Here is a 22,547-nt window from a genome sequence, read left to right as displayed (position 1 = left end):
CCACCCCTCTTTGTAACCATTCTAATATAGAAATAAATACAAGGCTACTGAGACGACTTAAAAATTATCTGAGTGAACTAGGGACAAATGCGAACGTTCGGTGAGAATTTGTCGTAAAAGGGTCGAAATTTTCGTTAAAAGCATTTATACTGGATAAGATTATCCCACAATGTTAATACAGAGCTAAATATTCGGAGTTAGGAGCGGAATAATGAAAGTTAGACGCAGCGATCGATTAATCGACATGACAAGGTACTTGTTGGAACGGCCTCACACACTGATACCGTTGACTTTTTTCTCAAAACGCTATGAAAGTGCCAAGTCATCTATTAGTGAGGATTTGGCTATCGTACGCCGGACTTTTGCCCAGCGACAAACCGGCATCCTTGAAACTGTGCCCGGTGCCGCTGGTGGGGTTCGTTATATCCCAATCATGGGTGAAGATGAGGCGGAAAATTTCATTGCGGCCATGGCCAAGCGACTTTCCGAGACTGATCGACTGTTGCCAGGCGGTTATGTGTATCTCTCGGACTTACTTGGTACACCGAGTGTTTTACGTCAAATCGGGCGGCTGATTGCGACCCAGTATCGCGAAGCCAATGTGGATGCGGTCATGACGGTAGCCACTAAAGGCATTCCGATTGCGCAAAGTGTTAGCCAATATCTGAATGTGCCGTTTGTTATTGTGCGCCGCGACTCCAAGATCACGGAAGGTTCGACGGTTTCGGTTAATTACGTTTCCGGATCCTCGGCTCGGATTGAAAAAATGGAGTTGAGTAAGCGCAGTCTGCCGGCTAATTCGCGGGTCTTGATTGTCGATGATTTCATGAAAGGCGGCGGCACCGTTAACGGCATGAAGGCGTTGATCGATGAGTTTAACGCAAAAATGGTCGGAATTACGGTTTTTGCTGAGGGCAAGTTTGACGGCGATCGCATGGTGAACGATTACACTTCGCTTATTCGCGTTGACAAAGTGGATACAAAGGCAAATACGCTGCATGCCACAGCCGGTAATTTTCTTAGCCAGAATCGGCAGTTGCTTGAGGTGAGTCATCAATGAGTGCTTACCTTGGACCGGTTAGAACAGCAGTAGTCACATTTCCGTTTTTAGCGCTGCTGCTTGCGCTACCGTTTCTGGTGGTTGTTTATCGGCGTTACGGTGCGTTTAGCTGGTGGCGGGCGATTGTCATTTATTCGTTTGTATTTTACCTGCTGTCGGCTTATTTTCTGATCATTCTGCCATTGCCGGCTCGTGAGGCTGTCGCACAGTTTACTGGGGCGAAGTATAATCTGACGCCGCTAATGGCACTGCGGTATTTCATTCATACGACCGTCTTTGTGCCGAGCAATCCTCACACCTGGCTGGCCGCGCTCAAGCAGTCCAGTTTCATTCAACCTTTCTTTAATATCGTTTTAACGATCCCATTTGGCTTTTATTTGCGGTACTACTTTAAACGCAGCGTACCGCAGATCATTGTGATGAGTTTTGGGTTGAGTTTATTCTTCGAGCTGACACAGCTGTCCGGATTATATGGCTTTTATCCGCGGCCTTATCGACTATTTGATGTGGACGATTTGATTCTTAACACGACAGGTGGTTTGGTTGGCGGGGTGCTGGCGCCGATTCTGATGCGGGCGTTGCCATCCCGCGATACCATTGACGCCAAAAGCCAGGCTCGTGGTGCGCGGGTGACTTTTGCCCGACGATTAGCCGCTTTTTTAGTCGATTTTGTCTTATTCAGCCAAGTTATCGGACTTATGATCAAATTCCTATTTCATTTGTTAGGGTTGGATCAATTGCCGGACTTTTTGAGTGAAGATGTTTTGCCGCTATTTTTTGTCTTCGTCATTTGGCCTGCCTTTAACAACGGCCAGACACTTGGAAAAGGATTGGTGCGCATTAAAATTGTGCGTACTGATGGTCAAGCTGTCGGATTTTGGCGGCTTTTATTGCGCGAAGGACTGCTATATGGCTTGGCGTTTTCCAGCTTGGTAGGGTTGAACAATTTCTTTATTGCGTATTTTGCTAAGTTTCAACGAACTCAGATTAATCTGGCTGCGTTAGGATTCTTTGCAGTTTTGGTCTTTCTGTTCATGATTAATTTTGTTTGGGAAGTGGGCTCACGGCATTTTCGCTTCTTCTATGATGCGTGGGCTGATACGACTCAAGTTAGTACGTTTGAAGTGCCAGCGGAGGTTAAGCAGCAGGTTGACGATGCGAAATCGGATGTGGATGAAAAGCATGACAGGTTGAATGAATAGTATTTGGAAAACAGGCTTGGGATGTCGACGGGCCTGTTTTTTGTTTTGGTTGGGTTTTAGGAGAGGGTAGGGTTTTGTGTGTAAGGATCTGGCGCGATGGTCAAAGCTCGGGCCATCACGTTTTAGGACGTACATCCACCTTTACGCCCATAACGCGCTCCCCGGCGCAGAAGTCTGCGTGTAAGGACCTAAAACGCAATGGCCAAGAGCGGGCCATCACGTTTTAGGCCGCTTACACTCCGACTTCTAACCGCGCCGGTTCGCGCTCAGTTGTTGTCAGTATCGGCTGGCTGGGCTATTATGAAATAAGATAATTAGGAATGGAGTATTCATATGTCAAAGAAATTCACCATCATTCTCGCGGCCGGTAAGGGGACGCGGATGAAATCGAAGTATTATAAGGTTTTGCAACCGGTCTGTGGTAAGAGCATGGTCGAGCATGTGGTGAGCCAGGTGGAAGCCATTCATCCTGACGCTATCGTGACCATTGTTGGCCATGGTGCCGAAGAAGTTGAAAAGACACTTGGAAAGCGGACTGAATTCGTGTTGCAGGCGGAACAGTTGGGCACCGGTCACGCGGTATTACAAGCAGAGCCATTGTTGGGGCAAAAGGAAGGCTCCACGCTGATTATGAGCGGGGATACGCCTTTGTTTACGGCTAAGACTCTCAATGATCTGTTTGCTTATCATGAAGCTAAAGGCGCCAATGCAACCATTTTGACTGCCAATGCCCCGGATCCTACTGGCTATGGTCGGATTATTCGCGATACTGACGGTAATGTCATTAAAAATGTGGAACAAAAAGACGCTACTCCGGAAGAAGCATTGATTTCCGAGATCAACACCGGGGTTTATGTTTTTGATAATCAGGCGTTATTCAAAGCGCTGCACCAGGTTAAGAACAACAATGCACAAGGCGAGTATTATTTGCCGGATGTCTTAGGCATTTTACGGGCAGCGGGTGAAAAGGTTGCTGCTTATCAAATGCCGGATTACACCGAATCTCTGGGCGTTAACGATCGGGTTGCATTGGCACAAGCGACCCGGCTCATGCAGCAGCGCATTAACGAGCAGCATATGCGTAATGGCGTCACGCTGATTGATCCGGCAACGACTTACATTGATACGGATGTGAAAATCGGTGCCGACACCGTGATTGAACCAGGCGTCTATTTGAAAGGTAAAACCATGATTGGTGAAGATTGCCACATTGGTACCCATTCAGAACTACTGGATGCCACGCTGGAAGATGATGTTACCGTGACAAGTTCCACCATCGAACACGCGGTGATGCACGCACACAGTGATATCGGCCCCAACTCACATTTGCGGCCAGATGCAGACATTGGCGAATACGTTCATCTTGGTAACTTTGTAGAGATTAAAAAAGCCAAGATCGGTGCACGCACCAAAGTCGGTCACTTGACGTATGTCGGTAATGCAACCTTGGGCAGCGATATTAATGTGGGTTGCGGCGTTGTGTTTGTTAACTATGATGGCGTTCAAAAATGGAATAGTACGATTGGCGACCATGCCTTTATCGGTTCTAACTCTAACATCGTGGCCCCAGTTGAAGTGGCGGATCATAGTTTCATTGCGGCGGGTTCGACGATTACAAAAGATGTACCGTTTCACGCAATGGCGATTGCCCGTGCGCGTCAAACGACCAAAGAAGATTACTGGAAACGACTGCCGCTCGCGAACGATCCAGATTGGAATTAGGTTATAATTCGTTTTATATGCTTGCTTTTTTTCGTCAATCCGCTAAGATTTTTGTGGAACAATTATTCGCAGCCTATAATATTTCGTGGAGGAACATATGTCTGAGCAATACGGTGACCCGAGATTAAAGATTTTTGCCTTGAATTCGAACAAACCACTGGCAGAGAAGATTGCTGCCGAGGTTGGTGTGCAACTGGGAAAGTCGTCAGTGAAGCGGTTTAGCGATGGTGAAATTCAAATCAACATCGAAGAAAGTATTCGTGGCGATGATGTGTATCTGATTCAGTCCACGTCCAGTCCGGTTAACGACAATCTGATGGAACTATTGATTATGATTGATGCTTTACGGCGGGCCTCGGCACATACGATTAATGTCGTGATGCCGTATTATGGCTATGCACGTCAGGATCGCAAAGCGCGGTCACGGGAACCGATTACTGCTAAACTGGTTGCCAACATGCTTGAACGTGCCGGTGCAACCCGGGTCTTAGCGCTTGATTTACATGCTGCCCAGATTCAGGGCTTCTTCGACATTCCGGTTGACCATCTTGTCGGTGCACCATTGTTAGCCGACTACTTCTTACGCAACCATTATGACGGCGCTGATACGGTTGTGGTTTCGCCTGATCACGGCGGCGTGACCCGGGCGCGTAAATTAGCAGAATTTCTCAAGGCGCCGATTGCAATTATCGACAAGCGGCGGCCACGGCCAAACGTTGCTGAAGTTATGAACATCGTCGGCAATGTTACCGGTAAACAATGTATCATTATTGACGACATGATCGACACCGCGGGCACCATCACCCTTGCAGCCCAAGCGCTGAAAGATGCCGGTGCAACCGAAGTCTTGGTCGCAGCCACCCACGCAATTTTCTCCGGCCCGGCAGTTGAACGGTTGACCCACTCGGCCATCGAAAAGGTGGTCGTAACGGACTCCATTAACTTGCCAGCTGATAAACACATGGATAAGTTAGATGTTGTTTCTGTTGGCCCATTAATGGGACGCGCAATCATGCGGATTCAGGAAAACCGCTCCGTGACTCCATTATTCGAAAATCGATTCACCAAGTAACATCAAGTTTGCGCACCTTCACTGTAAGGTGTGCTTTTTTGATGGCTCAGGTGTGGCGCGGGGACTTAGCAACGTGATGACAAGGAGAAAAATGGTATGGAAATGGGACTCGCGCATGATCAGTTTCTGTTGGTGCAAGCAGGAACTAAAACAATAGAAATTCGCCTCAATGACCAAAAGCGCCCACAGCTAGAGGTTGGTGATCAAATTGTGTTCGAGGATCTCGCCACTCAGCAACAAGTTACCAAGAAAGTCACTCAGCTTGAAAAGTTCGGAACCTTTTCCCAGCTTTATCAGCAATATCAGGGTACCGCCGTGGGAAGTGCACCAACCGATTCCGTGGCTAAAATGGTCGCTGACACCTATCGCATTTATACGCCGCAACAAGAGAAAAAACATGGCGTTTTGGCAATTCATTTGGGCTAACCCTATACAAAAGTGATCGTTCGGCTTATGATATCAGCATTCAGATAGGACCCGGTAGCTTGATTAGGTGATGTGTGGGGTGGCTGGTATGCACAAACGACTGAGACTCATTGCAGCGTATGGCTTGTTAATGCTTTTCTTTCACCTTAAGAAAACAAGTGGGTTCGATTTCACGCCCACAATCGGTGATGGTTATTTATTGATCAGCTGGCTGGTCTTGGCACCGCGCTACCTTGATCAAATTGACCACAGCGCCCAACGATTTGCTTCTACTGGCCGTTCAACCAAAGATTATGTAGCTGACATGGAAAAGAATATGAATCTTTATCAAGACTTTATTTACGCGACGACACCGGTAATGGCAACAATCCTAGAAAGCGGCGGTATTGACACTATTGGCGTTGTGATTGTCAAATTTGTGTTTCAGGTATTGCTAGTCTTGACGGCACCCATACTATGGACTCTGGCGCTTGGCTTCAGACAACTTCAGCAAGCATGGCACAGGATCCACTTGCGACAGTGACCGTAAAGAATGCTATGCGGACGGTTTCTGAGTTGTTTTCGCAGCAGGTTATTGAAGGTTCATAAATGATGGGAATAAACAGAAATGGCTCAAGGATAACGCTGCTGCGTCTTCCTTGAGCCATTTGATTTTTATTGACTTTTTTAATCAATTAAACCTGCGAATGGTCGTTCTTCTCCTTTAATAAATCGCGAATCTCCGTGAGCAATTCCGCTTGGGTAGGCCCGGCAGCTTTGGTCGGCTTGGCGGGCAAGAAACGATTGACACTGCGAACGATCATGAAAACAACAAAGGCGATAATCAAAAAGTTAATCACATCGTTAAGAAAATTGCCGTATGTAAATTTGGCGCCTAATAACGTAACGGATAAACCGCTAAGATCGGTTTTACCGGCAAAGATTGATAAAATCGGGTTAATCAGGTTCTTAGTCAAGGAGGTAACCAGACCGGTAAAGGCACTACCGATAATCACCCCGACAGCTAAGTCCAAAACGTTGCCCCGCATGATGAATTGACGGAATTCTTTTAACATCAACATAACCCCCTCGTATAGTTAGTGTACCGAAATTGCCACCTACTCTGCACGTTAAGCGCTCAACCCAGTTGCCAGGCCCGGATGAATTGCCCTAACGCGATCAGAACAATCACGCCGAAAGCCACGGCATGCCGGCGCTTGTACAAAACCACCAAGGCTAGGTATTCACGAATAACCGCATTAGGCAGAAAATAAAAGGATGTATTACCGCCGACGCCATTAGCAGCAATACCCGCCATCCGCGCGAAAATGCCCGCTCGAAGCAAGTGATAGTTGTTGGTAAAGAAGCTGGCTTTATAAGGAGCTTCTCCAATCTCTTGGATGATCAACCGTTTTGAAAACCGCATATTTTCAAGGGTGGTAGTTGACTGATCTTCAAGTAAGGTATCGGCCTCGGGAATCCCTTTTCCCAAAGCGTAACGCTGCATGGCGAGTGCTTCGGAAATAGCCTCATCTGCGCCTTTACCCCCGGAAAAAATAATTTTTGGAGCGGGGCGGCCTTTTTTTAATTGCTTGTGATAAAACTTAATGGCCGTATCAATGCGACTGGCAAGTAACGGTGACACTTGATCGCCATGCAGTAGTCCGGCGCCAAGCACGATGAGAAAAGTTCGATTATGCGGTTGTGGCCGGAGATTGTACAGGATTAACGCGGTCAAGAAGTTATAAAGCGTTAATAAGACATATAACCCGCCTAAGCCAAAGAAGACTGCCAAGGCGACGTATAAAGGTTCGGGAATAAAACGGCGGCCAAACGAAGCAGCAATTTCCAACAACAACAGTCCGATGGCAATATAAAGCGTCAACATGTTACTTAACGAATGGCCTTCACGCCGCCACACAAGGATAGCATTCCATAGCAGCCAAAATAAGTGCAAGGCAAACAGCAAGAACACAATTAAGACCGTAATCACAAAAAGCGTTCCGGTTACAGCAATAAGTAGTAGGTTACCGGATTTTAGAATCGCGGCTGCCAAAGCGATCAAAAATACCACGGCGAATAAGTTGAACAGCCAGCCGTTAAGCAAACGCCGCGGTTCAATGGTGAAGCTGATAGCAAAAATAATTCCCAGCAAAAGGGGGATGGTAAAGACAAATAACGTTTCCTGAGCTGACATCGAAAAGTCTCCTTGTGTAGAGGTTAGAAATTGATTAGGGTATAATGTGATTAAAAGCGGAGGGATGCAATATGATTGATCCTGTGTTTGGTCGAAAAGATCCAAAGTTAGATTATCACACCCGAATTGGCGCGTATGGCGTCATTCCGGATCATAGCGGCGCGCGGTTGCTGATTTTGCAAGCGCCGAACCATGCATTATTCTTACCGGGAGGCGGCGTTGAAAAAGGCGAAACCCCCGAAGAAACGCTGGCACGGGAGTTGTTGGAAGAATTTGGGGCAACCGTGCATGTGACCAAAAAGCTCGGCAAATCGTCTGAGTATTTTTATTCCCATCATCGTCAAACCGCCTATTACCATCCGGCGACGTTTTTTGCCTGTGATGAACTGGCTTTTGTACAGGATCCACTTGAAACCTTCAATACATTGATGCTCATGCCGATCGATCTGGCCTTGGCCGAATTGAAACGGCCAACACATCGCTGGGCCGTGGCTAAGTGGCTCGCCCAGCAACCCAAACAGTGAAGCCCACCTTGCTAATCCGTTAAGTGTGGATCAATCACACCACCGTTGAGCAGATAACGTTGGAACTTTTCATAGATAGGTGAAAAGAGGCTGCTATCTTCAGAGGCGAGCATTTCTTTTGGAAAATAAAACCGTTTATCGCCTGTTGCCCGACCACTCAGCGCAGCAACCAATGGTGATAAGGTTGACAGTTCCTCTAAAGTGCCGTCTTTTTGCATGATTTCGATTTGGGTTTTCGGGTTCGCTGAGGCAGGATCATATTGATCATATGGCAAGTCGAAACTATCATTTTCAGCGGTGTAATATTGCGGATCAAACCCGGCTTGAGCCACCAACGCGCGTAGTTTTGGAAGCAGCGCGGCCGTTTGATCGGTAAATGTCACTGATTTCAGTGGGCGGCGATTCAAGAAGCGATCCGCAAAGTCGCTTAAGATACTGTCGGGATAATCTAACCAGTACGTAAAGTAGGTGTTGAGCACGCCGTCATCTAACTTGAGGTAGTCGGTTAAGCTAAAGGATTGCTCGAAAAAAGGCACCAGTAAGCGTGGTGAAAACCCGGGTTCAAACTGTCCGGACTCATACAGAAACTTAGCCCGTTTTAGTAGGTGGAAGAGAATGACCTCCATGCCGCGGGATACGGGGTGAAAATAGACTTGTTGATACATCTGAAAGCGGCTGACAACATAATCTTCTACCGCATGCATCCCGTTGGCTTCATAAGCGATACCATCAGAATAAGGTCGCATCACCCGCAAGATTCGAGAAAGATCAAAAAGCCCGTATTTGGTGCCGGTATAGTAGGCATCATGCAGCAAGTAATCCATTCGGTCGGCGTCAATTTGACTGGAAATCATCTGGACGACTTGCGGATTGGGATAAGTATGGTTGATCACTGAAGCCACCTGCTCGGGAAATTCCGCACTCACACCACGCAGGATACGGTTGACATTGGTATGCGGATCCGTGAGAATAGCGCGGGTAATTGCCTCATGATCTGTCCCGAAAATATGCTCAAACGTATGTGAGTAGGCGCCGTGGCCAATATCATGCAACAGTGCAGCACACAGGACAACCGGACGTTCAGCGTCATTCCAAAGGCCATCACCAGGCGTTTGACTGGGATAGTTAATGACAAAGTTGTCGCACATCTCCCGCGCAATTTCATAAACCCCAAGTGAGTGGGCAAAGCGCGTATGCTCAGCTCCTTGAAAGACATAATCCGAGACCCCTAGTTGTTTGATTCGCCGCAACCGCTGAAACTCCGGGGTATTGATTAAATCAAGAATCACGCGGTGTTGGACGTGAACATAATTATGAACCGGATCGCGAAAAACTTTTTCCCGTGGTAATTTTTCAAATTGCATGATGTTCTCCCATCTTTTTTAAGTTGCGATTGCGTGTACGTAAATCGGCGGTGGCTGCAGCGAGCGCTTGATGGTAAGCAGGATCGCGCAATATTGCCGGCATCGAGTTCATGTCGGCTGCGATGCCGTAAGTTGCTAAGGCATTCAATATGGCAAGAATCGCCTCATTACGCGTCAGTGGCCGATCAAGTAAATCGCTAAGGGTGGTCATCGTTTCTGAACGGATAAGCGGAAAAGTGAAATGGGGACTGGCGCTGGCATGTCCAGCCCGATAAAATCGACGTAGTAAATCGCAGCGAGCATTTTGATCACCGAAAATGCTGCAATAAAGCATCACGACCACCCCGGCCTGATTCCGGCGCTGGGCCATGCCGGCGAATTTTTGGCCGCCGACACTCAAATCGTATTTGCCGGGACAATAGGAATGCGTGATTTCACTGGTGGCAATTTTCAGCGCTGGAAATGCTGTCCGAAATAGTGACGTCATAAGCTCATAAGCAGTATCGATGGTCAGGCGCGTTTCATTGGGTAAAAAAAGCGAGACATTCAAAACGCCGCTGTCGGCAATCACCGCTAGCCCACCGGAATTGCGGACAAAGACGCCATATTGTTCGCTGCTCAGGACTGGCAGCCCATGCCCCAATTGTGGTAACTTTAAATCTTGCATACCGAGAATGACGGTTTGTTCAGCCGTCCAGAAATGCAGCATCAGCGGTGGATGGAGCTCGGGATGGGCTAATAACGCATTGGTGTGGGCAAAGCTGAGCAGCGCCTCATCTTTGGTGAAGTCTTGCTGGAAGATGGCTGCTTGCTGACCAGCCAGCGACGTTAGGTCCATTGTGCGCCTTCTTTCATAATAATAGATTACCTATATTATAGCGAAGGTGACCGAACACGTCAGGCACAAAGCCATTTTCATTGGGATAAAGGTGTTTGGGGGTGCGGAAGTCTGGCGTGTAGAGTTCTTGGGCGCGTGTTCTCTTTTATGCCTATAACGCGCTCCCCGGCGCAGGGATCTGCGCCTTAGGCCACTTACACTCCGATCCCTAACCGTGCCGGCTCGCGCTCACTTTCTAAACGCGTTCGCCAGCCCAGAAACCTGCGCATAAGGACCTTGGGCGCAATGGCCAAAGCCCGGCCATCACGCCCAAGGCCACTTATGCTCCGGTTTCTAACCGGGCTGGCTCACGCTCTGTACTCGACCCTCTTGACCTGTGAGCGTACAATACTCTATAGAAAGGATTGACATTATGGATCTTTCACAAGGAGTGCCGATTCAGATTCACCTTGAAACGTTTGTGACGCAAGGTGATGATCAGGAGACACATGTTTTTGATGAACCTGGAACGTTGGTACAGATGGGGAACGCACTTTATATTCGCTATCAGGAAGTGGACGAGGATGCAGGAACGAGCATGCCGGTCACGATGAAACTGCGCGAAGACGGTGATATTCAACTTTCGCGTGGCAGCAGTAATGGCGATACCCAGTTGAAACTGTTTTTTGCGGATGAAAAACGGGTTTTGACCCGCTATCGGACGCCATACGGTATTATTCCGGTTGAAACGGTGACACCTCGGATTGATGTGCGAATGACCACGGAACCGGTTGCGGGTGAAATTTATGTTGAGTATGAGCTTTTTGCCAATCGCCAACATTTAGGAAATTATCGGTTGCGATTGCAATTTAAGGCCTGAGCGGGTATGATAGAAAACAGACTGTAAAGACTGTGGAAAGGGCGTGTATCGGTTGAAACTCAAAGCATTTGCCAATGCCGATAAATCAGAATTATCAATGATCGAAGTAGCCCATGAGATCCTCGAAGAAAAAGGGGATACCATGGCGTTCGTTGATCTGGCCAATGAGATCCAGAATTATCTCGGTAAGAGTGACGAAGAGATTCGTGAACGTTTGCCGCAATTCTATACGGATCTCAATGTGGATGGCAGCTTCATTTCTTTAGGCGATAACGTTTGGGGCCTGCGCGCTTGGTATCCATACGATTCCGTTGATGAAGAAGTTAACCATCCGGAAGACGAAGAAGAAGTGCCGCGTCGCAAGAAACGTAAGAAAGTTAATGCGTTCTTGGCGGATGTTGCCGATGACGATGACGTGATCGATTACAACGACGATGATCCTGAAGATGAAGATCTCGACGCTGATAGCGATGACGATGATTTCGATGATGATGACAGCACTGGCTTTCATGATAAGATCGGCAAGGCCGGCGATAGTGACGATGACAGCGATGATGATCCTGATGATGGACTTCCCGATGGCATTGAAGGTCAGCTAGCTGAATTTGGCGACAATGACAGCGATGACGATGACGACACCGATGACATCACAGCTGACTTCTCCGGCGATGACGATGATGACAGCGATAATGATGACGATGAAGACGACAACGATAAACATTAATGGCTTAACGGTCACACTTTTTTAAGGTGTGGCTTTTTTGTTTTCACGAGCTTGACATTTTTTCTGAAAAGCTGATACTGCCATCATAGTGTAATGACTCACGCTTTTCATGATGCGTTTCCCAGCGCAGAAATTTGCGTGTGAGGGCCTCAGCCACAATGATCCAAGCTGATGGCTCGCTTACACTTCGATTCTAAGTACGCTGGCACACACTCAGGAGGCTATTTATGATTTCAGAGGATCTTAAAACCCGTCTGGATACGTTTATCGATGCTATTCTTGCTATTATTATTACGATCATGGTTTTGGAATTGCCGGCGGAGAGTTGGCAAAATCATACACATATCAGCGCGTTTTTTCTAGCGGTTGGCATTTATGCAGTTAGTTTCTGTTTTGTAGCAAATATTTGGTATCAGCAAGCAACTTTGTTTAGTCAGGTCAAACAGATCCCGCGGCGAATTGTCATCTGGGAATTTATTTTAGTTTTCCTACTTTCGCTGGTACCGGCATTGACGCGCTTGATGTCTGGTGACGTTGAAGTGCTTTCGGTGGTTATTTATGGTGCACTGTATCTTTTAGTGATTACCGTTTTTCGCATTATTTCACGAACAATTGTGCATCAGCAAGCTAGTAATAAGGCTGAAATGCAACAAATCTACACGAGCATTTACGGCGCCCACAACTTGGAAAATTTCTTGATGATTGCCGCAATTATGGTACTGGCGGTATTTTTACCTAAAGCTGCTTATATTTTGTACATTGCCATTCCAATCCGCTCATTTTTTACAATCGACAGCGATGCCCGCGAACTCACCGGTATGCAGCAGATGGCGACAACAGGGCAGCGGAATTACTTGAAGATGAATCGAGATCAGCAGATGCGATTCCGGCGGCTTGTAGGTGAATACATTCGCGATTTGCGCAGTGCTCATGGCGACCAAGCGGCAAACAAGGCTGCTTGGGAAAAGTTTAGCCGTACTGCGCAACAGGAATTGAAAATCGATCCGGCAATGCTTGATCAGTGGTTTACGACATTTCGGCAAAGTAAAAATAAAGATTATCGTAATAAGACGCCTAGACGACCAGATTCAAGGCGTTCATGAGCAGCATTAGAAAATTTTCAAAACCGTTGACGTAAAAAATATAATTGGTATATCTTGAAACAATTATTTATTTAATCTTTGGATAGGCGAAGTTTTGGGTATTGTTAAAACGAATAAAAGAATGTTGGCGATACCGGCTTGTCGGGGCAAGCTGTACATTCAGCGGGATGCTTATTGAGTGTTATCCCTGACGTTGGAACCAGTTTCTAGGATCGTTAACGTTCAGTCACCATGATTGCGGAGATTTTTTATGACATATTTTGATAAGATTGTCAATTTTATTGCGAAAACATGTCAGGTTTCAGATCTTCTAGAAAAAGAAGAGAATGATGACTTTGTTTTCTTTAAGGTTAGGGGCCTTTCATCCTACAACAACCTTATGCACGCGCTAAATTTTCTTTCAGCAATGGCCGGTTTCCTTGAACAGCTAAGTCTGCCGCTGCAAATTCAGGTTACACAAATACCACTTTCCGGGAATGAATCTAAGGTTGACGTCATCGTCACAAAGCTGCTCAAATCTGAGTATCATCATGCCGTTCAAAAGCTTGAGAAGGCTGTCAATCAAACTAATAAAAATGCAAACGGTGGAAAACGATTCGGTTTCTAAGATTGTTTTTAATTAGCCGCTATTAGTTGGAGGAACGCTATGACATATTTTGATAGAGCCATCAATAACTTTGCTAAAGCTTCTAAAGTAGATAACCTTCTAGAAAAAGAAGAAATTGAAACCTTTGTCATTTATTTCATTAACAATCTTTCATCTTATGACAACCTCATGCATGCACTCCAGTTTCTTGCGGCACTATCCGATTTTTTTGAACAATCAAATCTGCCGTTGCGGATTCAGGTCATGGAAATACCGCTTTCAGATAATGAATCTAAGGTTGATTACATTACCATCAGGCTACTCATTACTGAATATAACCATGCTGTCCGCAAGATGGAGGAAGCCGTTAACCAAAACGATAGAAATGCAAATCAGGGGGAATGACTTAATACCATACCTTTAGGCATCAAAAAAGCAGCGATATTCGCTGCTTTTTTGTGATCATCATTGACCTAGTACGTGCTTGTTGCTTTTACCTGAACGTTTAAAGCGGCCAACGTCCTTGTTTCAACATCGTGCTCAAATTGGCGTCTTCAAGCAGTGACTTATCTGTGATCACACGCTTGAGTACCTTGGCAATGAAGCCGGTGTACTTGTGGCTCTTGCCGATTTGGGCGATGCCGTCTTGACTGCCAAGCGATGCCACAGTGCCCTTAGATTTGTAAACAAAGTCCGTTAACGGTTGACCGTTTAGTGCTGCGGCGACATTCTTGCCGGCGTGATCGCCTTCTTGGGAGGAGATTTGCGCCGTGGTTGGATAAGGTCGGCCAGCGTCTGTCATCACTGCCGATACATCCCCGATGATGAAGACTTCAGGATGGTCGGTTAGATTCAGGTGATTGGAAACAACTACGCGATTGCGGCGTTGGTTGAAGCCGGAATCGGCGATCACATCGCTGCCTGAAACACCGACTGTCCAGATGATCGTGTTGCCTTCGACCTTCTTTTCCTGATCGCCGTCAGCATAAACAACGGCATTGGGTTCGATTTTGGTAATCTTGGAACCGGTCATCATCGTAACGCCATGGCTCTTTAGATAATCCATTGCATAATTTGCTAACTTTTCATCGAACATCGGCAAAATACGCGTTGCCATTTCCATGGAGATGATTTTGACAGGTGGCGTATCATACTTTTTGGCTAATGCCGGCAGACTATGTGTCAATTCGCCTAATAATTCAACCCCGGTGAACCCTGCGCCTGCGACAATAACCGTTAAGTCTTTGGGATCTTGTGACTGCTTGTAATTGGCGACACGCAGTTCAATTGTCTTGGCAATCGTTTCGGCGGAGGTCACATTGTCCAGTGGCAAGGCGTTTTCTGCGGCGCCAGGTAGCCCAAAGTCTTCAGAGCGGAAGCCGAGCGCGATAATGAGATAGTCGTAACGCAGCGGCGCATGATTTTCCAGTATCACTAGCTTGCTCGACACGTCAACCTTGCTGACCTTTGACTGGATAAACTGAACATCTTTGGGAAGAACCTGCTGGATATTAAATGTAATTTTCGTTGCAGGCACGGTACCTGCTGCTACTTCATGAAGCTGTGTGCGCTCTTCATGATTGGCGTTTTGGTCAACCACTGTGAGCGTCGTTCCTTTTGGCGCGAGCTTACTCAAAGTTTTAACGGCCCGAATGCCCGCATATCCGGCACCTAAAATGACAACATCTGCCATTGATTTACCAATTCCTCATTTACAAAATTGTTTTTACATGCGTTCAATTGACCACAACCTTATTGTAACAATCTTATTGCTATTCACAAATGTTAGGCTCATATATTTTAGGAAATTGAGTGAAAAAGTGAGCGTGTTTTTACCAAGCTTCAGGCGAGATGATGGACATGGGCCTCAGGAGACTGATAAAATTCACTGATGGAGCATCGTTGACCTGACGTATCCTTTTATTCAGTTAGGTTTGAGTTTTTCGTTCATGGTTTTGATACTTACTTTTTTTCATTAATGCTTGACGGATCTCGTACAATTGGTTAATATACATTTTGGGCGCTTTACAGAAGTGTAAAGCCAATACGGTTCAAGCTCCCTGTTCGTATGAATAGGGAGCTTGTTTTTGTTTTTCCCGATTAATTTAAAAAGGAGACTGGCTATGACCAAGTATATTTTTGTTACCGGTGGGGTCGTATCGTCATTAGGTAAAGGGATTGTTGCTGCATCCCTGGGTCGTTTGTTAAAGAATCGCGGTTTGAAGATTACGATTCAAAAATTTGATCCATATATCAACGTTGACCCAGGCACCATGAACCCTTATCAGCATGGTGAAGTGTTTGTCACCGATGATGGTGCTGAGACTGACCTCGACCTTGGCCATTATGAGCGGTTTATTGATATTAACCTGAACAAGTACAGCAATGTCACAACCGGGAAAATTTATTCTGAAGTCCTGCAACGCGAACGCCGCGGTGAATATCTCGGCGCAACGGTTCAGGTCATCCCCCACATCACCAACATGATCAAGGAAAAAGTTATGCGCGCTGCCAAGCATAGCGATTCCGATGTCATTATCACCGAAATCGGCGGTACTGTCGGGGACATTGAATCCTTGCCATTTCTTGAAGCAATTCGCCAAATGAAACGTGATGTTGGCTCGGAAAATGTTTTCTATATCCACGCAAGCTTGGTACCATACTTGCGCGCGGCAGATGAAATGAAAACCAAGCCGACTCAGCATAGCGTCAAAGAATTGCGCAGTATCGGGATTCAGCCCAACATGCTAGTCGTACGAACCGAAAAACCGATTACAGAAGAGATGAAGAAGAAAATTGCGTTGTTCACTGATGTGCCGGAAAATGCCGTCATTGAATCACGCGATGCCAAGACCCTTTATTCAATTCCGTTAGCCTTACAAGCCCAAAAGATGGATCAGATTGTTGTTGACCACTTTGGCTTCGATGTTCCGCCAGCCGATATGACTGATTGGACTAAGCTTGAGCACAAGGTTCAACATCTCACGCATCAAACTAAGATTGCCTTGGTTGGTAAGTATGTTGCGTTGAAAGATGCCTATATCTCTGTTGCCGAAGCACTTAAGCATGCTGGTTACTACTGGGATTCCGATATCGACTTGCAAATGTTTCAGGCTGAAGACGTTAATGATGACAATGTAGAAAGTCTGTTACAAGGTTTTGATGGCATTTTGGTTCCCGGTGGTTTTGGCGATCGCGGATTAGAAGGCAAGATCGCGGCCATTCGTTATGCACGGGAGAATGATATTCCATTCTTGGGCATCTGCTTGGGTATGCAAATGGCTTCGATTGAGTTTGCACGTAATGTCTTAGGACTCAAAGATGCTGGAACAACCGAGACACATCCTGATGTCAAGGATCCGGTCATTGATTTAATGCGTGATCAGGTCGGCGTGAAGAATCTTGGCGGAACACTGCGGCTTGGCCTTTATCCATGTGTCTTAAAGCCGGGATCCGTCGCAGCAAAGGCTTATGACAATGCTCATGAAATCGAGAAACGTCATCGTCATCGTTATGAGTTCAACACCAAGTACCGTAAGCCAATGGAGGAGAAAGGCTTGGTCTTTTCAGGGGTTAGCCCGGACGACCGTTTGATGGAAATCATTGAGTATCCGAAGAATAAGTTCTTCGTTGCCTCACAGTACCATCCAGAGTTCCAATCACGGCCAAACAAGCCAGAAGGACTGTTCAAAGCCTTCATCCAATCAGCTGGCGATTTTAAAAATTAGTATTTTTGCGTTTGAAAACTGCCTTGAGGTTAAGTCCTTGAGGCTGTTTTTGTATTTGGGAGAAGGATTGCGCGAGTCGTCACGGTTGAGGGGGCCGAGGGGGCTTATCTTATGTTCTGGTTTACGTCCATAACGCGCTCACCGGCGCAGGGATCTGCGTGTAAGGACCTCGAACGCAATGGCCAAACCCTGGCCATCACGTCTGAGGCCGCTTATGTTCTGGCTGACGTCCATAACGCGCTCAGCGGCGCAGAAGTCTGCGTGTAAGGACCTTAAAGCGCAATGGCCAAGAGCGGGTCATCACGTCTGAGGCGGCTTATGTTCTGGTTTACGCCCATAATGCGCTCACAGTCGCAGAAATCTACACATAAGGACCCCCAGACGCAATGGCGAAACCCGGGCCATCACGTCTGGGGCCACTTATGTTCTGGCTTACGTCCATAACGCGCTCACCGGCGCAGAAGTCTGCGTGTAAGGACCTTAAGCGCAATGGCCAAAGCTCGGCCATCACGCTTAAGGCCACTTATCTGGTTTACGCCCATAACGCGCTCGCCAGCCCAGAAACCTGCACATAAGGACCTTGGGCGCAATGGCCAAAGCCCGGCCAGCCATCACGTCTGAGGCCACTTATGTTCTGGCTTACGCCCATAACGCGCTCACCGGCGCAGGGATCGGAGTGTAAGGACCTCGAACGCAATGGTCAAACCCGGGCTATCACGTCCGAGGCCGCTTACACTCCGATCCCTAAGCGCGCCGGTTCGCGCTCACTAACTTTTAGTCCTTGTTTTTTGCGTGCTGATTCATTAAAATTGTATATTGAGTGCATGGCGAATGGGTCATGGCTTGCCTACCAGTGTTCGTGATTGATATTTGAAGCATAAAATGCAGGTCAGCTTCAGCCTACTTGAAATGAACGACCTTAAGTGAGGATTTAATTCAAATGGAAAAAATGCTGATCCACGGCGGAAAGAAATTATCCGGTGAAGTTGTGATCGGCGGTGCAAAGAACAGCACGGTTGCTTTGATTCCGGCTGCAATTTTGTCGCGCACCCCGGTGACGCTTGATTCAGTGCCGCATATTCAGGATGTCTATAATTTGATGGCGATTCTGAGTGATATGAATGTTAAATCGGATTTTACCGAAAATGTTCTGACGATTGATCCAACCGAAATCAATGATGTGCCGCTGCCAAACGGTAAGATTAAGAGTCTGCGCGCCTCCTATTATTTTATGGGCGCGTTATTAGGGCGCTTTGGCAAAGCAATTGTTGGGCTGCCTGGTGGCGATGATATCGGTCCGCGGCCTATTGATCAGCATATTAAGGGATTTGAAGCGTTGGGTGCTTCAGTGAGCAATGAACACGGGGCGATGGCAATTAAGGCGCCGGCTGAAGGCTTACATGGTGCCCGTATTTTTCTGGATATGGTTTCAGTTGGCGCCACCATCAATGTCATTTTGGCGGCGGTGACAGCAAAGGGACGAACGGTCATCGAAAGCGCTGCTAAAGAGCCGGAGATTATCGACTTAGCAACCTACCTGAACAATATGGGTGGCAAAGTTCGCGGTGCCGGCACGGACGTTATTCGCATTGATGGGGTGCCAACGCTCGAGGCGCATAATTCGCATACGATCATTCCCGACCGAATTGAAGCAGGCACCTACCTAGCCATGGCGGCTGCAGTAGGCGAAGGCGTTAAAGTTAAGAACATCATTTCCGAACACTTAGATGCATTTTTGGCTAAGTTGGAAGAAATGGGTGTGGTGATGGATGTGGGCGAGGATAGCATTTTCGTCTATCCATCCGGCGACTTGAAAATGGTCCAAATTAAAACAATGCCGTATCCGGGATTCGCAACGGATTTACAACAACCGATTACGCCACTTATGTTAAAAGCGCATGGTGAAGGCTTGATTATCGACACCATTTATCCCAAACGAGTTCGGCATATACCGGAATTGTTACGTATGGGCGCTGACATTACGATTGAAAATGACGTGATTATTTTGCACCACTGCGATCATCTTCAAGGGACCGAAGTTGCGGCCGAGGAAATTCGGGCCGGTGCGTGTCTCATGATTGCCGGGCTAATGGCTGAAGGCACCACCACGATTACGAAGGTCGACAATATCTTGCGCGGCTATGACCGGGTTGTGATGAAATTACGTGGTTTAGGTGCAGATGTTGAATTAGTAGATTGAGATTGCGTTTGCTGTTTGCGCGTGATAGACTGTTAGAGTTGTAGTCAGAGTATCTCTAGATCAGGCAATGATTTAGGGCAAAAGGAGTAATTGATTATGAAGCAAGGCATCCATCCAGATTATCATCTAGTTGTATTTATGGACTCAGCAACTGGTTTCAAATTTATTTCGGGTTCAACCAAAACTTCAAAAGAAACTATTAAGTGGGAAGATGGCAAAGAATATCCGCTAGTTCGGGTTGAAATTTCATCTGATTCACATCCCTTCTACACCGGCAAGCAGAAGTTCACGCAGGCTGATGGTCGGGTTGATCGTTTCAACAAGAAGTACGGCTTCGACAAGAAATAAGCAAAAAAGCAGCCTTTTGAGGTTGCTTTTTTGTTAGCTTCAACTTATATAAGCATAAGCCGTTTTATTTATTAAACATATTTCTTGTTGAAAATGGAATTACATATCATTAAGGAATTGATATACTTAAATCAATAAGGCAGAGGTATTTTAGCCTTAAGCTTACACATTAACTTACACTCCCAAAAAAGTTCCCCCAAACTTTTCCACCTTTAATGGTGGTTTTTTTGTGTTCTCAAAGTCTTGAGCGTGGGCATTATATTTTTAATATAAAATATTTATGGGTTCCCTAAATCGGCCGTTAAAATGTGAATTCTGTCGAGAGGTATATTTTGCTTCGATAAAGTTTTTTGCGGCTAAACTGAAGGTTACGTGATTAACAAAACCGAGGATAACAAAAAAACAGCCTTTCAGCTGCTTTTCTTACGCTAAGACTTATTGGGCTTGCGGGATAACTTGGTTGATTAAGTTTTCAATTTCGGGGCCTGACAGAATCTGTTGTTCTAATTTGAGATTTTGAACAACCTTACCATCATGGATGATAATGAGATACGAATCCTTGTACCCGTCGTTTAGATAAATAAACGTGATATCAGATACAATCGTCACTTGTGCAGAAGCGGCGCCGCCCATAATTGGATCGGCGCTGGCGTCACTGTAAAAACTGATGGTACGCTCTGGATCGGGGTCGTTCAACAAGGTGAGCTCAAATTCGAGCTTGGTCGCAGTGTGATCAGTGTCAAAATTTGCATCATGCGTCAGATCATTGACATAATAAGGAAAGTTAAACGCTTTGGCGACTTCTTTGACGACGGACTGGCTCATGGCAATAAGTTGATCTTCGGGTAACGTTTTGATTGGCATGGAATCACCTCCTAAAGCTGAGTCTACACCAAGCGCTTACAAAAGCATATTAATTGCACTGATGCCAGAAAATGGCGGGCTTCGTTTCTCGAGTTTGCTCCTGAGCCAAAACCCACGACTTAAATGGCGCACTCCCGACCCCCATATTGATGGAAGTGGGAGCCGGAAACAGACATAAACAAAAAGCGCGGGTTGCTTCTGCGTGTGCCAGGAGTAACCAAGCTGGTTCACAATCACAAAGAAAAGAGGAAAATGATGACTAAACGATCGAATTTTTTGTATTGGTTAAACATCGGTGGCGATATGCTTTACTTACTGATTGTCGGCGGGCTTTATCTTAGTGGTCATTCTTTGTTTCATGGTCAGATGATGCTACTTGCTCAGGTGGCATCAGGCATCTTAATTGTTAGTTTGCCGCGTTTGATGGAGCACTGGTGGCATTTTCGTTTTCCGCCGAGTTTGATTTACTTATTTGAAATTTTTATCCTCTTGAGTGTTTTACTGGGTACAGGATTGCAATGCTATAGCGTACCGTACTGGGATAAGTTTGAGCATTTATTCAGTGCGGCGATGCTTGCTGGGCTTGGCTTTGCTATTTTTACAGCGTTGACGCCGGCAAAACGGTTGGCCGCGACAAGTCCATTGCTGATGGCTTTATTTGCCCTCGCGTTTGGAACAACCATCGGGGTATTGTGGGAGTTTTATGAGTTTACATTTGATGGATTATTGGGTATGAACATGCAGCGATATATGGCTGCTGGTGGTGAACTATTACGTGGTCGGGCTGCGCTCATGGATACGATGGGTGATTTATTGATGGACTTTCTGGGTTCATTAGGGTTGGCGTTGGTTGGCTATTTTGGCATTAAACGTGACTTAAGCTGGTTGAAGACGTTTGCTTTTCAACCGCATCAAACTCGTCATAAATGAGTTGCCTGGTGCTACTTAATGCAGTAAATGTTGCAGGTTCATGGTGACATTGGGCGTAAGCAAGTTGGGCTGATAGCGCACGAGAAAACGGTACTCTTCTGCAGCAGCTTGGCGTTTAGCCGGATCATCGCTGGCGGCTAGCCACATTAACCATTGGCCGAGTGTTTCGCCAGACATAAATTCGCGGGCGTGATCAAATAAGGCCGGCCAATCTGAAGCCGTTGCCATCACGGCCATGTGACCGAAAATCTGTGGGTCGACCGGTAGCTCAGGTAGCTGAATCGGGTGCGGTTGCAGGCGTTTGAGAAACGTATCAAAGTCCGGCGCAACCGTCAGCCATTGGTCGACTTCGGTGTCAATGTAACGTATTCGGCGAACCTCATGATGCAAATCAAAGCCGAAGTATTGGTGAGCAGTGTGGGCAAAAGGCAAAAAGTCTGATGGCAGGTCGTCTGAGGTGATTGCCGGACCGGGTGTTGCCAGTGCATGAAGGCCGACGCCGGTCAAACCATCGCTTGTCGGCTCCGATGTCGACAACCACCAATTTTTAGGGAAAATCCCATTTTGAATGATTGAAAAATAAGTCGAAGGTATGAGGTCGGTTTCTGGAATTGTTGGTAAATTAGGTTGTGGGATCTTTTTTGGCCATGGTAGCATGTTGCAACCTCCTCTTTTCTTGTTAGCGCCAGTACCTAGGCGATGGGTGCGCTTTTTAGCGTGTTTTCATAGCTGCAGAGAGGGCCGGTGCCTAACCGTGCAGTTTGTCGATGTCACGTGCGCTTTAAATTCATCATACTGCATGAATGAAGAGCCGCGAAAGT

23 protein-coding genes are annotated in these 22,547 nt (G+C 46.6%); 16 read left to right on the top strand and 7 right to left on the bottom strand.

Going from position 1 to position 22,547, the window contains the following annotated elements:
* Positions 1 to 211: 211 nt before the first annotated feature.
* From purR to EL173_RS13195, 6 genes are all read left to right on the top strand, one after another.
* Positions 212 to 1,060 carry a pur operon repressor gene (purR, locus tag EL173_RS13220; RefSeq protein WP_005685246.1) on the top strand — a complete coding sequence of 283 codons (849 nt, stop codon included), beginning with the start codon at positions 212 to 214 and terminating at the stop codon, positions 1,058 to 1,060.
* The gene (locus EL173_RS13215) at positions 1,057 to 2,262 is read left to right on the top strand and encodes a VanZ family protein (protein WP_005691032.1); all 1,206 of its coding nucleotides are present in this window, start codon (positions 1,057 to 1,059) and stop codon (positions 2,260 to 2,262) included. Before purR ends, EL173_RS13215 begins: the two co-directional genes overlap by 4 nt.
* A gap of 333 nt (positions 2,263 to 2,595) precedes the next feature.
* On the top strand, positions 2,596 to 3,984 hold the full coding sequence (gene glmU / locus EL173_RS13210; RefSeq protein ID WP_005691034.1) for a bifunctional UDP-N-acetylglucosamine diphosphorylase/glucosamine-1-phosphate N-acetyltransferase GlmU: 1,389 nt from the start codon (positions 2,596 to 2,598) through the stop codon (positions 3,982 to 3,984).
* 97 nt (positions 3,985 to 4,081) lie between these two features.
* Entirely contained in the window at positions 4,082 to 5,056 is a 975-nt protein-coding gene (locus EL173_RS13205; protein ID WP_005691037.1) for a ribose-phosphate diphosphokinase, read from the top strand.
* 96 nt (positions 5,057 to 5,152) lie between these two features.
* The gene (locus tag EL173_RS13200; RefSeq protein ID WP_005691038.1) at positions 5,153 to 5,482 is read left to right on the top strand and encodes an ASCH domain-containing protein; all 330 of its coding nucleotides are present in this window, start codon (positions 5,153 to 5,155) and stop codon (positions 5,480 to 5,482) included.
* A gap of 88 nt (positions 5,483 to 5,570) precedes the next feature.
* Positions 5,571 to 6,005, top strand: a complete 435-nt coding sequence (locus tag EL173_RS13195) for a hypothetical protein (protein ID WP_014571648.1) — start codon at positions 5,571 to 5,573, stop codon at positions 6,003 to 6,005.
* Between the two features lie 151 nt (positions 6,006 to 6,156).
* Here the strand turns inward: EL173_RS13195 and mscL are convergent, their stop codons facing one another.
* Positions 6,157 to 6,537, bottom strand: a complete 381-nt coding sequence (gene mscL / locus EL173_RS13190) for a large-conductance mechanosensitive channel protein MscL (RefSeq protein ID WP_005714120.1) — start codon at positions 6,535 to 6,537, stop codon at positions 6,157 to 6,159.
* 62 nt (positions 6,538 to 6,599) lie between these two features.
* Entirely contained in the window at positions 6,600 to 7,658 is a 1,059-nt protein-coding gene (locus EL173_RS13185) for a YdcF family protein (RefSeq protein ID WP_014571646.1), read from the bottom strand.
* Positions 7,659 to 7,729: 71 nt separating this feature from the next.
* Here EL173_RS13185 and EL173_RS13180 point away from each other — a divergent pair, with 71 nt between their 5' ends.
* Positions 7,730 to 8,182 (top strand): NUDIX hydrolase, encoded by a 453-nt coding sequence (locus EL173_RS13180; RefSeq protein WP_005685256.1) that lies wholly within the window; start codon positions 7,730 to 7,732, stop codon positions 8,180 to 8,182.
* A gap of 11 nt (positions 8,183 to 8,193) precedes the next feature.
* Here the strand turns inward: EL173_RS13180 and EL173_RS13175 are convergent, their stop codons facing one another.
* Both EL173_RS13175 and EL173_RS13170 read right to left on the bottom strand, forming a co-directional pair.
* Complete coding sequence (locus tag EL173_RS13175) at positions 8,194 to 9,546, bottom strand: HD domain-containing protein (protein ID WP_005691048.1); 1,353 nt, start codon at positions 9,544 to 9,546, stop codon at positions 8,194 to 8,196.
* Entirely contained in the window at positions 9,536 to 10,384 is an 849-nt protein-coding gene (locus tag EL173_RS13170; RefSeq protein WP_019728263.1) for a lipoate--protein ligase family protein, read from the bottom strand. Before EL173_RS13170 ends, EL173_RS13175 begins: the two co-directional genes overlap by 11 nt.
* Positions 10,385 to 10,796: 412 nt before the next feature.
* On the opposite strand from EL173_RS13170, the gene EL173_RS13165 reads away from it, so the two are divergent.
* From EL173_RS13165 to EL173_RS13145, 5 genes are all read left to right on the top strand, one after another.
* Positions 10,797 to 11,243 carry a YwiB family protein gene (locus EL173_RS13165; RefSeq protein WP_005685261.1) on the top strand — a complete coding sequence of 149 codons (447 nt, stop codon included), beginning with the start codon at positions 10,797 to 10,799 and terminating at the stop codon, positions 11,241 to 11,243.
* A gap of 52 nt (positions 11,244 to 11,295) precedes the next feature.
* The gene (gene rpoE / locus EL173_RS13160; RefSeq protein WP_014571645.1) at positions 11,296 to 11,967 is read left to right on the top strand and encodes a DNA-directed RNA polymerase subunit delta; all 672 of its coding nucleotides are present in this window, start codon (positions 11,296 to 11,298) and stop codon (positions 11,965 to 11,967) included.
* Positions 11,968 to 12,194: 227 nt separating this feature from the next.
* Positions 12,195 to 13,070, top strand: coding sequence for a TMEM175 family protein (locus EL173_RS13155; RefSeq protein ID WP_005691054.1), 876 nt, complete (start codon positions 12,195 to 12,197; stop codon positions 13,068 to 13,070).
* Positions 13,071 to 13,320: 250 nt separating this feature from the next.
* A complete protein-coding gene (locus tag EL173_RS13150) occupies positions 13,321 to 13,677 on the top strand; it encodes a hypothetical protein (protein WP_005691056.1) in 357 nt (118 codons plus the stop codon).
* A gap of 39 nt (positions 13,678 to 13,716) precedes the next feature.
* Positions 13,717 to 14,061, top strand: coding sequence for a hypothetical protein (locus EL173_RS13145; RefSeq protein ID WP_005691058.1), 345 nt, complete (start codon positions 13,717 to 13,719; stop codon positions 14,059 to 14,061).
* 100 nt (positions 14,062 to 14,161) lie between these two features.
* Here EL173_RS13145 and EL173_RS13140 read toward each other — a convergent pair whose 3' ends face one another.
* Positions 14,162 to 15,349, bottom strand: coding sequence for an NAD(P)/FAD-dependent oxidoreductase (locus EL173_RS13140; RefSeq protein ID WP_005691059.1), 1,188 nt, complete (start codon positions 15,347 to 15,349; stop codon positions 14,162 to 14,164).
* 430 nt (positions 15,350 to 15,779) lie between these two features.
* On the opposite strand from EL173_RS13140, the gene EL173_RS13135 reads away from it, so the two are divergent.
* From EL173_RS13135 to EL173_RS13100, 3 genes are all read left to right on the top strand, one after another.
* Positions 15,780 to 17,384, top strand: coding sequence for a CTP synthase (locus tag EL173_RS13135; RefSeq protein ID WP_005686647.1), 1,605 nt, complete (start codon positions 15,780 to 15,782; stop codon positions 17,382 to 17,384).
* A 940-nt stretch (positions 17,385 to 18,324) separates the two neighbouring features.
* Entirely contained in the window at positions 18,325 to 19,584 is a 1,260-nt protein-coding gene (locus tag EL173_RS13105) for a UDP-N-acetylglucosamine 1-carboxyvinyltransferase (protein WP_019728457.1), read from the top strand.
* A gap of 96 nt (positions 19,585 to 19,680) precedes the next feature.
* Entirely contained in the window at positions 19,681 to 19,932 is a 252-nt protein-coding gene (locus tag EL173_RS13100; RefSeq protein WP_005686641.1) for a type B 50S ribosomal protein L31, read from the top strand.
* A gap of 435 nt (positions 19,933 to 20,367) precedes the next feature.
* Here EL173_RS13100 and EL173_RS13095 read toward each other — a convergent pair whose 3' ends face one another.
* Entirely contained in the window at positions 20,368 to 20,796 is a 429-nt protein-coding gene (locus tag EL173_RS13095) for a hypothetical protein (RefSeq protein WP_005710789.1), read from the bottom strand.
* A gap of 255 nt (positions 20,797 to 21,051) precedes the next feature.
* Between EL173_RS13095 and EL173_RS13090 the strand changes: the two genes are divergently transcribed.
* Complete coding sequence (locus tag EL173_RS13090) at positions 21,052 to 21,726, top strand: DUF2238 domain-containing protein (protein WP_014571608.1); 675 nt, start codon at positions 21,052 to 21,054, stop codon at positions 21,724 to 21,726.
* Positions 21,727 to 21,741: 15 nt separating this feature from the next.
* Here the strand turns inward: EL173_RS13090 and EL173_RS13085 are convergent, their stop codons facing one another.
* Complete coding sequence (locus EL173_RS13085; RefSeq protein ID WP_005691209.1) at positions 21,742 to 22,383, bottom strand: SMI1/KNR4 family protein; 642 nt, start codon at positions 22,381 to 22,383, stop codon at positions 21,742 to 21,744.
* Positions 22,384 to 22,547 lie beyond the last annotated feature (164 nt).

Origin of the sequence: Lacticaseibacillus rhamnosus (genome assembly GCF_900636965.1) — a bacterium.
Classification (GTDB): Bacteria; Bacillota; Bacilli; order Lactobacillales; family Lactobacillaceae; genus Lacticaseibacillus; species Lacticaseibacillus rhamnosus.
The sequence above is the reverse complement of the archived record's forward strand: the minus strand, read 5'-3'. Positions and strand labels throughout refer to the sequence as shown.

What these genes read in the sequence shown, in the direction of transcription:
- EL173_RS13175 (WP_005691048.1), bottom strand. Translation starts at nt 9,546, where the DNA reads ATGCAATTTGAAAAATTACCACGGGAAAAAGTTTTTCGCGATCCGGTT.
- EL173_RS13145 (WP_005691058.1), top strand. Translation starts at nt 13,717, where the DNA reads ATGACATATTTTGATAGAGCCATCAATAACTTTGCTAAAGCTTCTAAA.
- purR (WP_005685246.1), top strand. Translation starts at nt 212, where the DNA reads ATGAAAGTTAGACGCAGCGATCGATTAATCGACATGACAAGGTACTTG.
- EL173_RS13165 (WP_005685261.1), top strand. Translation starts at nt 10,797, where the DNA reads ATGGATCTTTCACAAGGAGTGCCGATTCAGATTCACCTTGAAACGTTT.
- EL173_RS13135 (WP_005686647.1), top strand. Translation starts at nt 15,780, where the DNA reads ATGACCAAGTATATTTTTGTTACCGGTGGGGTCGTATCGTCATTAGGT.
- EL173_RS13085 (WP_005691209.1), bottom strand. Translation starts at nt 22,383, where the DNA reads ATGCTACCATGGCCAAAAAAGATCCCACAACCTAATTTACCAACAATT.
- EL173_RS13105 (WP_019728457.1), top strand. Translation starts at nt 18,325, where the DNA reads ATGGAAAAAATGCTGATCCACGGCGGAAAGAAATTATCCGGTGAAGTT.
- mscL (WP_005714120.1), bottom strand. Translation starts at nt 6,537, where the DNA reads ATGTTAAAAGAATTCCGTCAATTCATCATGCGGGGCAACGTTTTGGAC.
- EL173_RS13100 (WP_005686641.1), top strand. Translation starts at nt 19,681, where the DNA reads ATGAAGCAAGGCATCCATCCAGATTATCATCTAGTTGTATTTATGGAC.
- EL173_RS13185 (WP_014571646.1), bottom strand. Translation starts at nt 7,658, where the DNA reads ATGTCAGCTCAGGAAACGTTATTTGTCTTTACCATCCCCCTTTTGCTG.
- EL173_RS13095 (WP_005710789.1), bottom strand. Translation starts at nt 20,796, where the DNA reads ATGCCAATCAAAACGTTACCCGAAGATCAACTTATTGCCATGAGCCAG.
- EL173_RS13140 (WP_005691059.1), bottom strand. Translation starts at nt 15,349, where the DNA reads ATGGCAGATGTTGTCATTTTAGGTGCCGGATATGCGGGCATTCGGGCC.
- glmU (WP_005691034.1), top strand. Translation starts at nt 2,596, where the DNA reads ATGTCAAAGAAATTCACCATCATTCTCGCGGCCGGTAAGGGGACGCGG.
- EL173_RS13155 (WP_005691054.1), top strand. Translation starts at nt 12,195, where the DNA reads ATGATTTCAGAGGATCTTAAAACCCGTCTGGATACGTTTATCGATGCT.
- EL173_RS13195 (WP_014571648.1), top strand. Translation starts at nt 5,571, where the DNA reads ATGCACAAACGACTGAGACTCATTGCAGCGTATGGCTTGTTAATGCTT.
- EL173_RS13150 (WP_005691056.1), top strand. Translation starts at nt 13,321, where the DNA reads ATGACATATTTTGATAAGATTGTCAATTTTATTGCGAAAACATGTCAG.
- EL173_RS13180 (WP_005685256.1), top strand. Translation starts at nt 7,730, where the DNA reads ATGATTGATCCTGTGTTTGGTCGAAAAGATCCAAAGTTAGATTATCAC.
- EL173_RS13200 (WP_005691038.1), top strand. Translation starts at nt 5,153, where the DNA reads ATGGAAATGGGACTCGCGCATGATCAGTTTCTGTTGGTGCAAGCAGGA.
- EL173_RS13170 (WP_019728263.1), bottom strand. Translation starts at nt 10,384, where the DNA reads ATGGACCTAACGTCGCTGGCTGGTCAGCAAGCAGCCATCTTCCAGCAA.
- EL173_RS13090 (WP_014571608.1), top strand. Translation starts at nt 21,052, where the DNA reads ATGACTAAACGATCGAATTTTTTGTATTGGTTAAACATCGGTGGCGAT.
- EL173_RS13215 (WP_005691032.1), top strand. Translation starts at nt 1,057, where the DNA reads ATGAGTGCTTACCTTGGACCGGTTAGAACAGCAGTAGTCACATTTCCG.
- EL173_RS13205 (WP_005691037.1), top strand. Translation starts at nt 4,082, where the DNA reads ATGTCTGAGCAATACGGTGACCCGAGATTAAAGATTTTTGCCTTGAAT.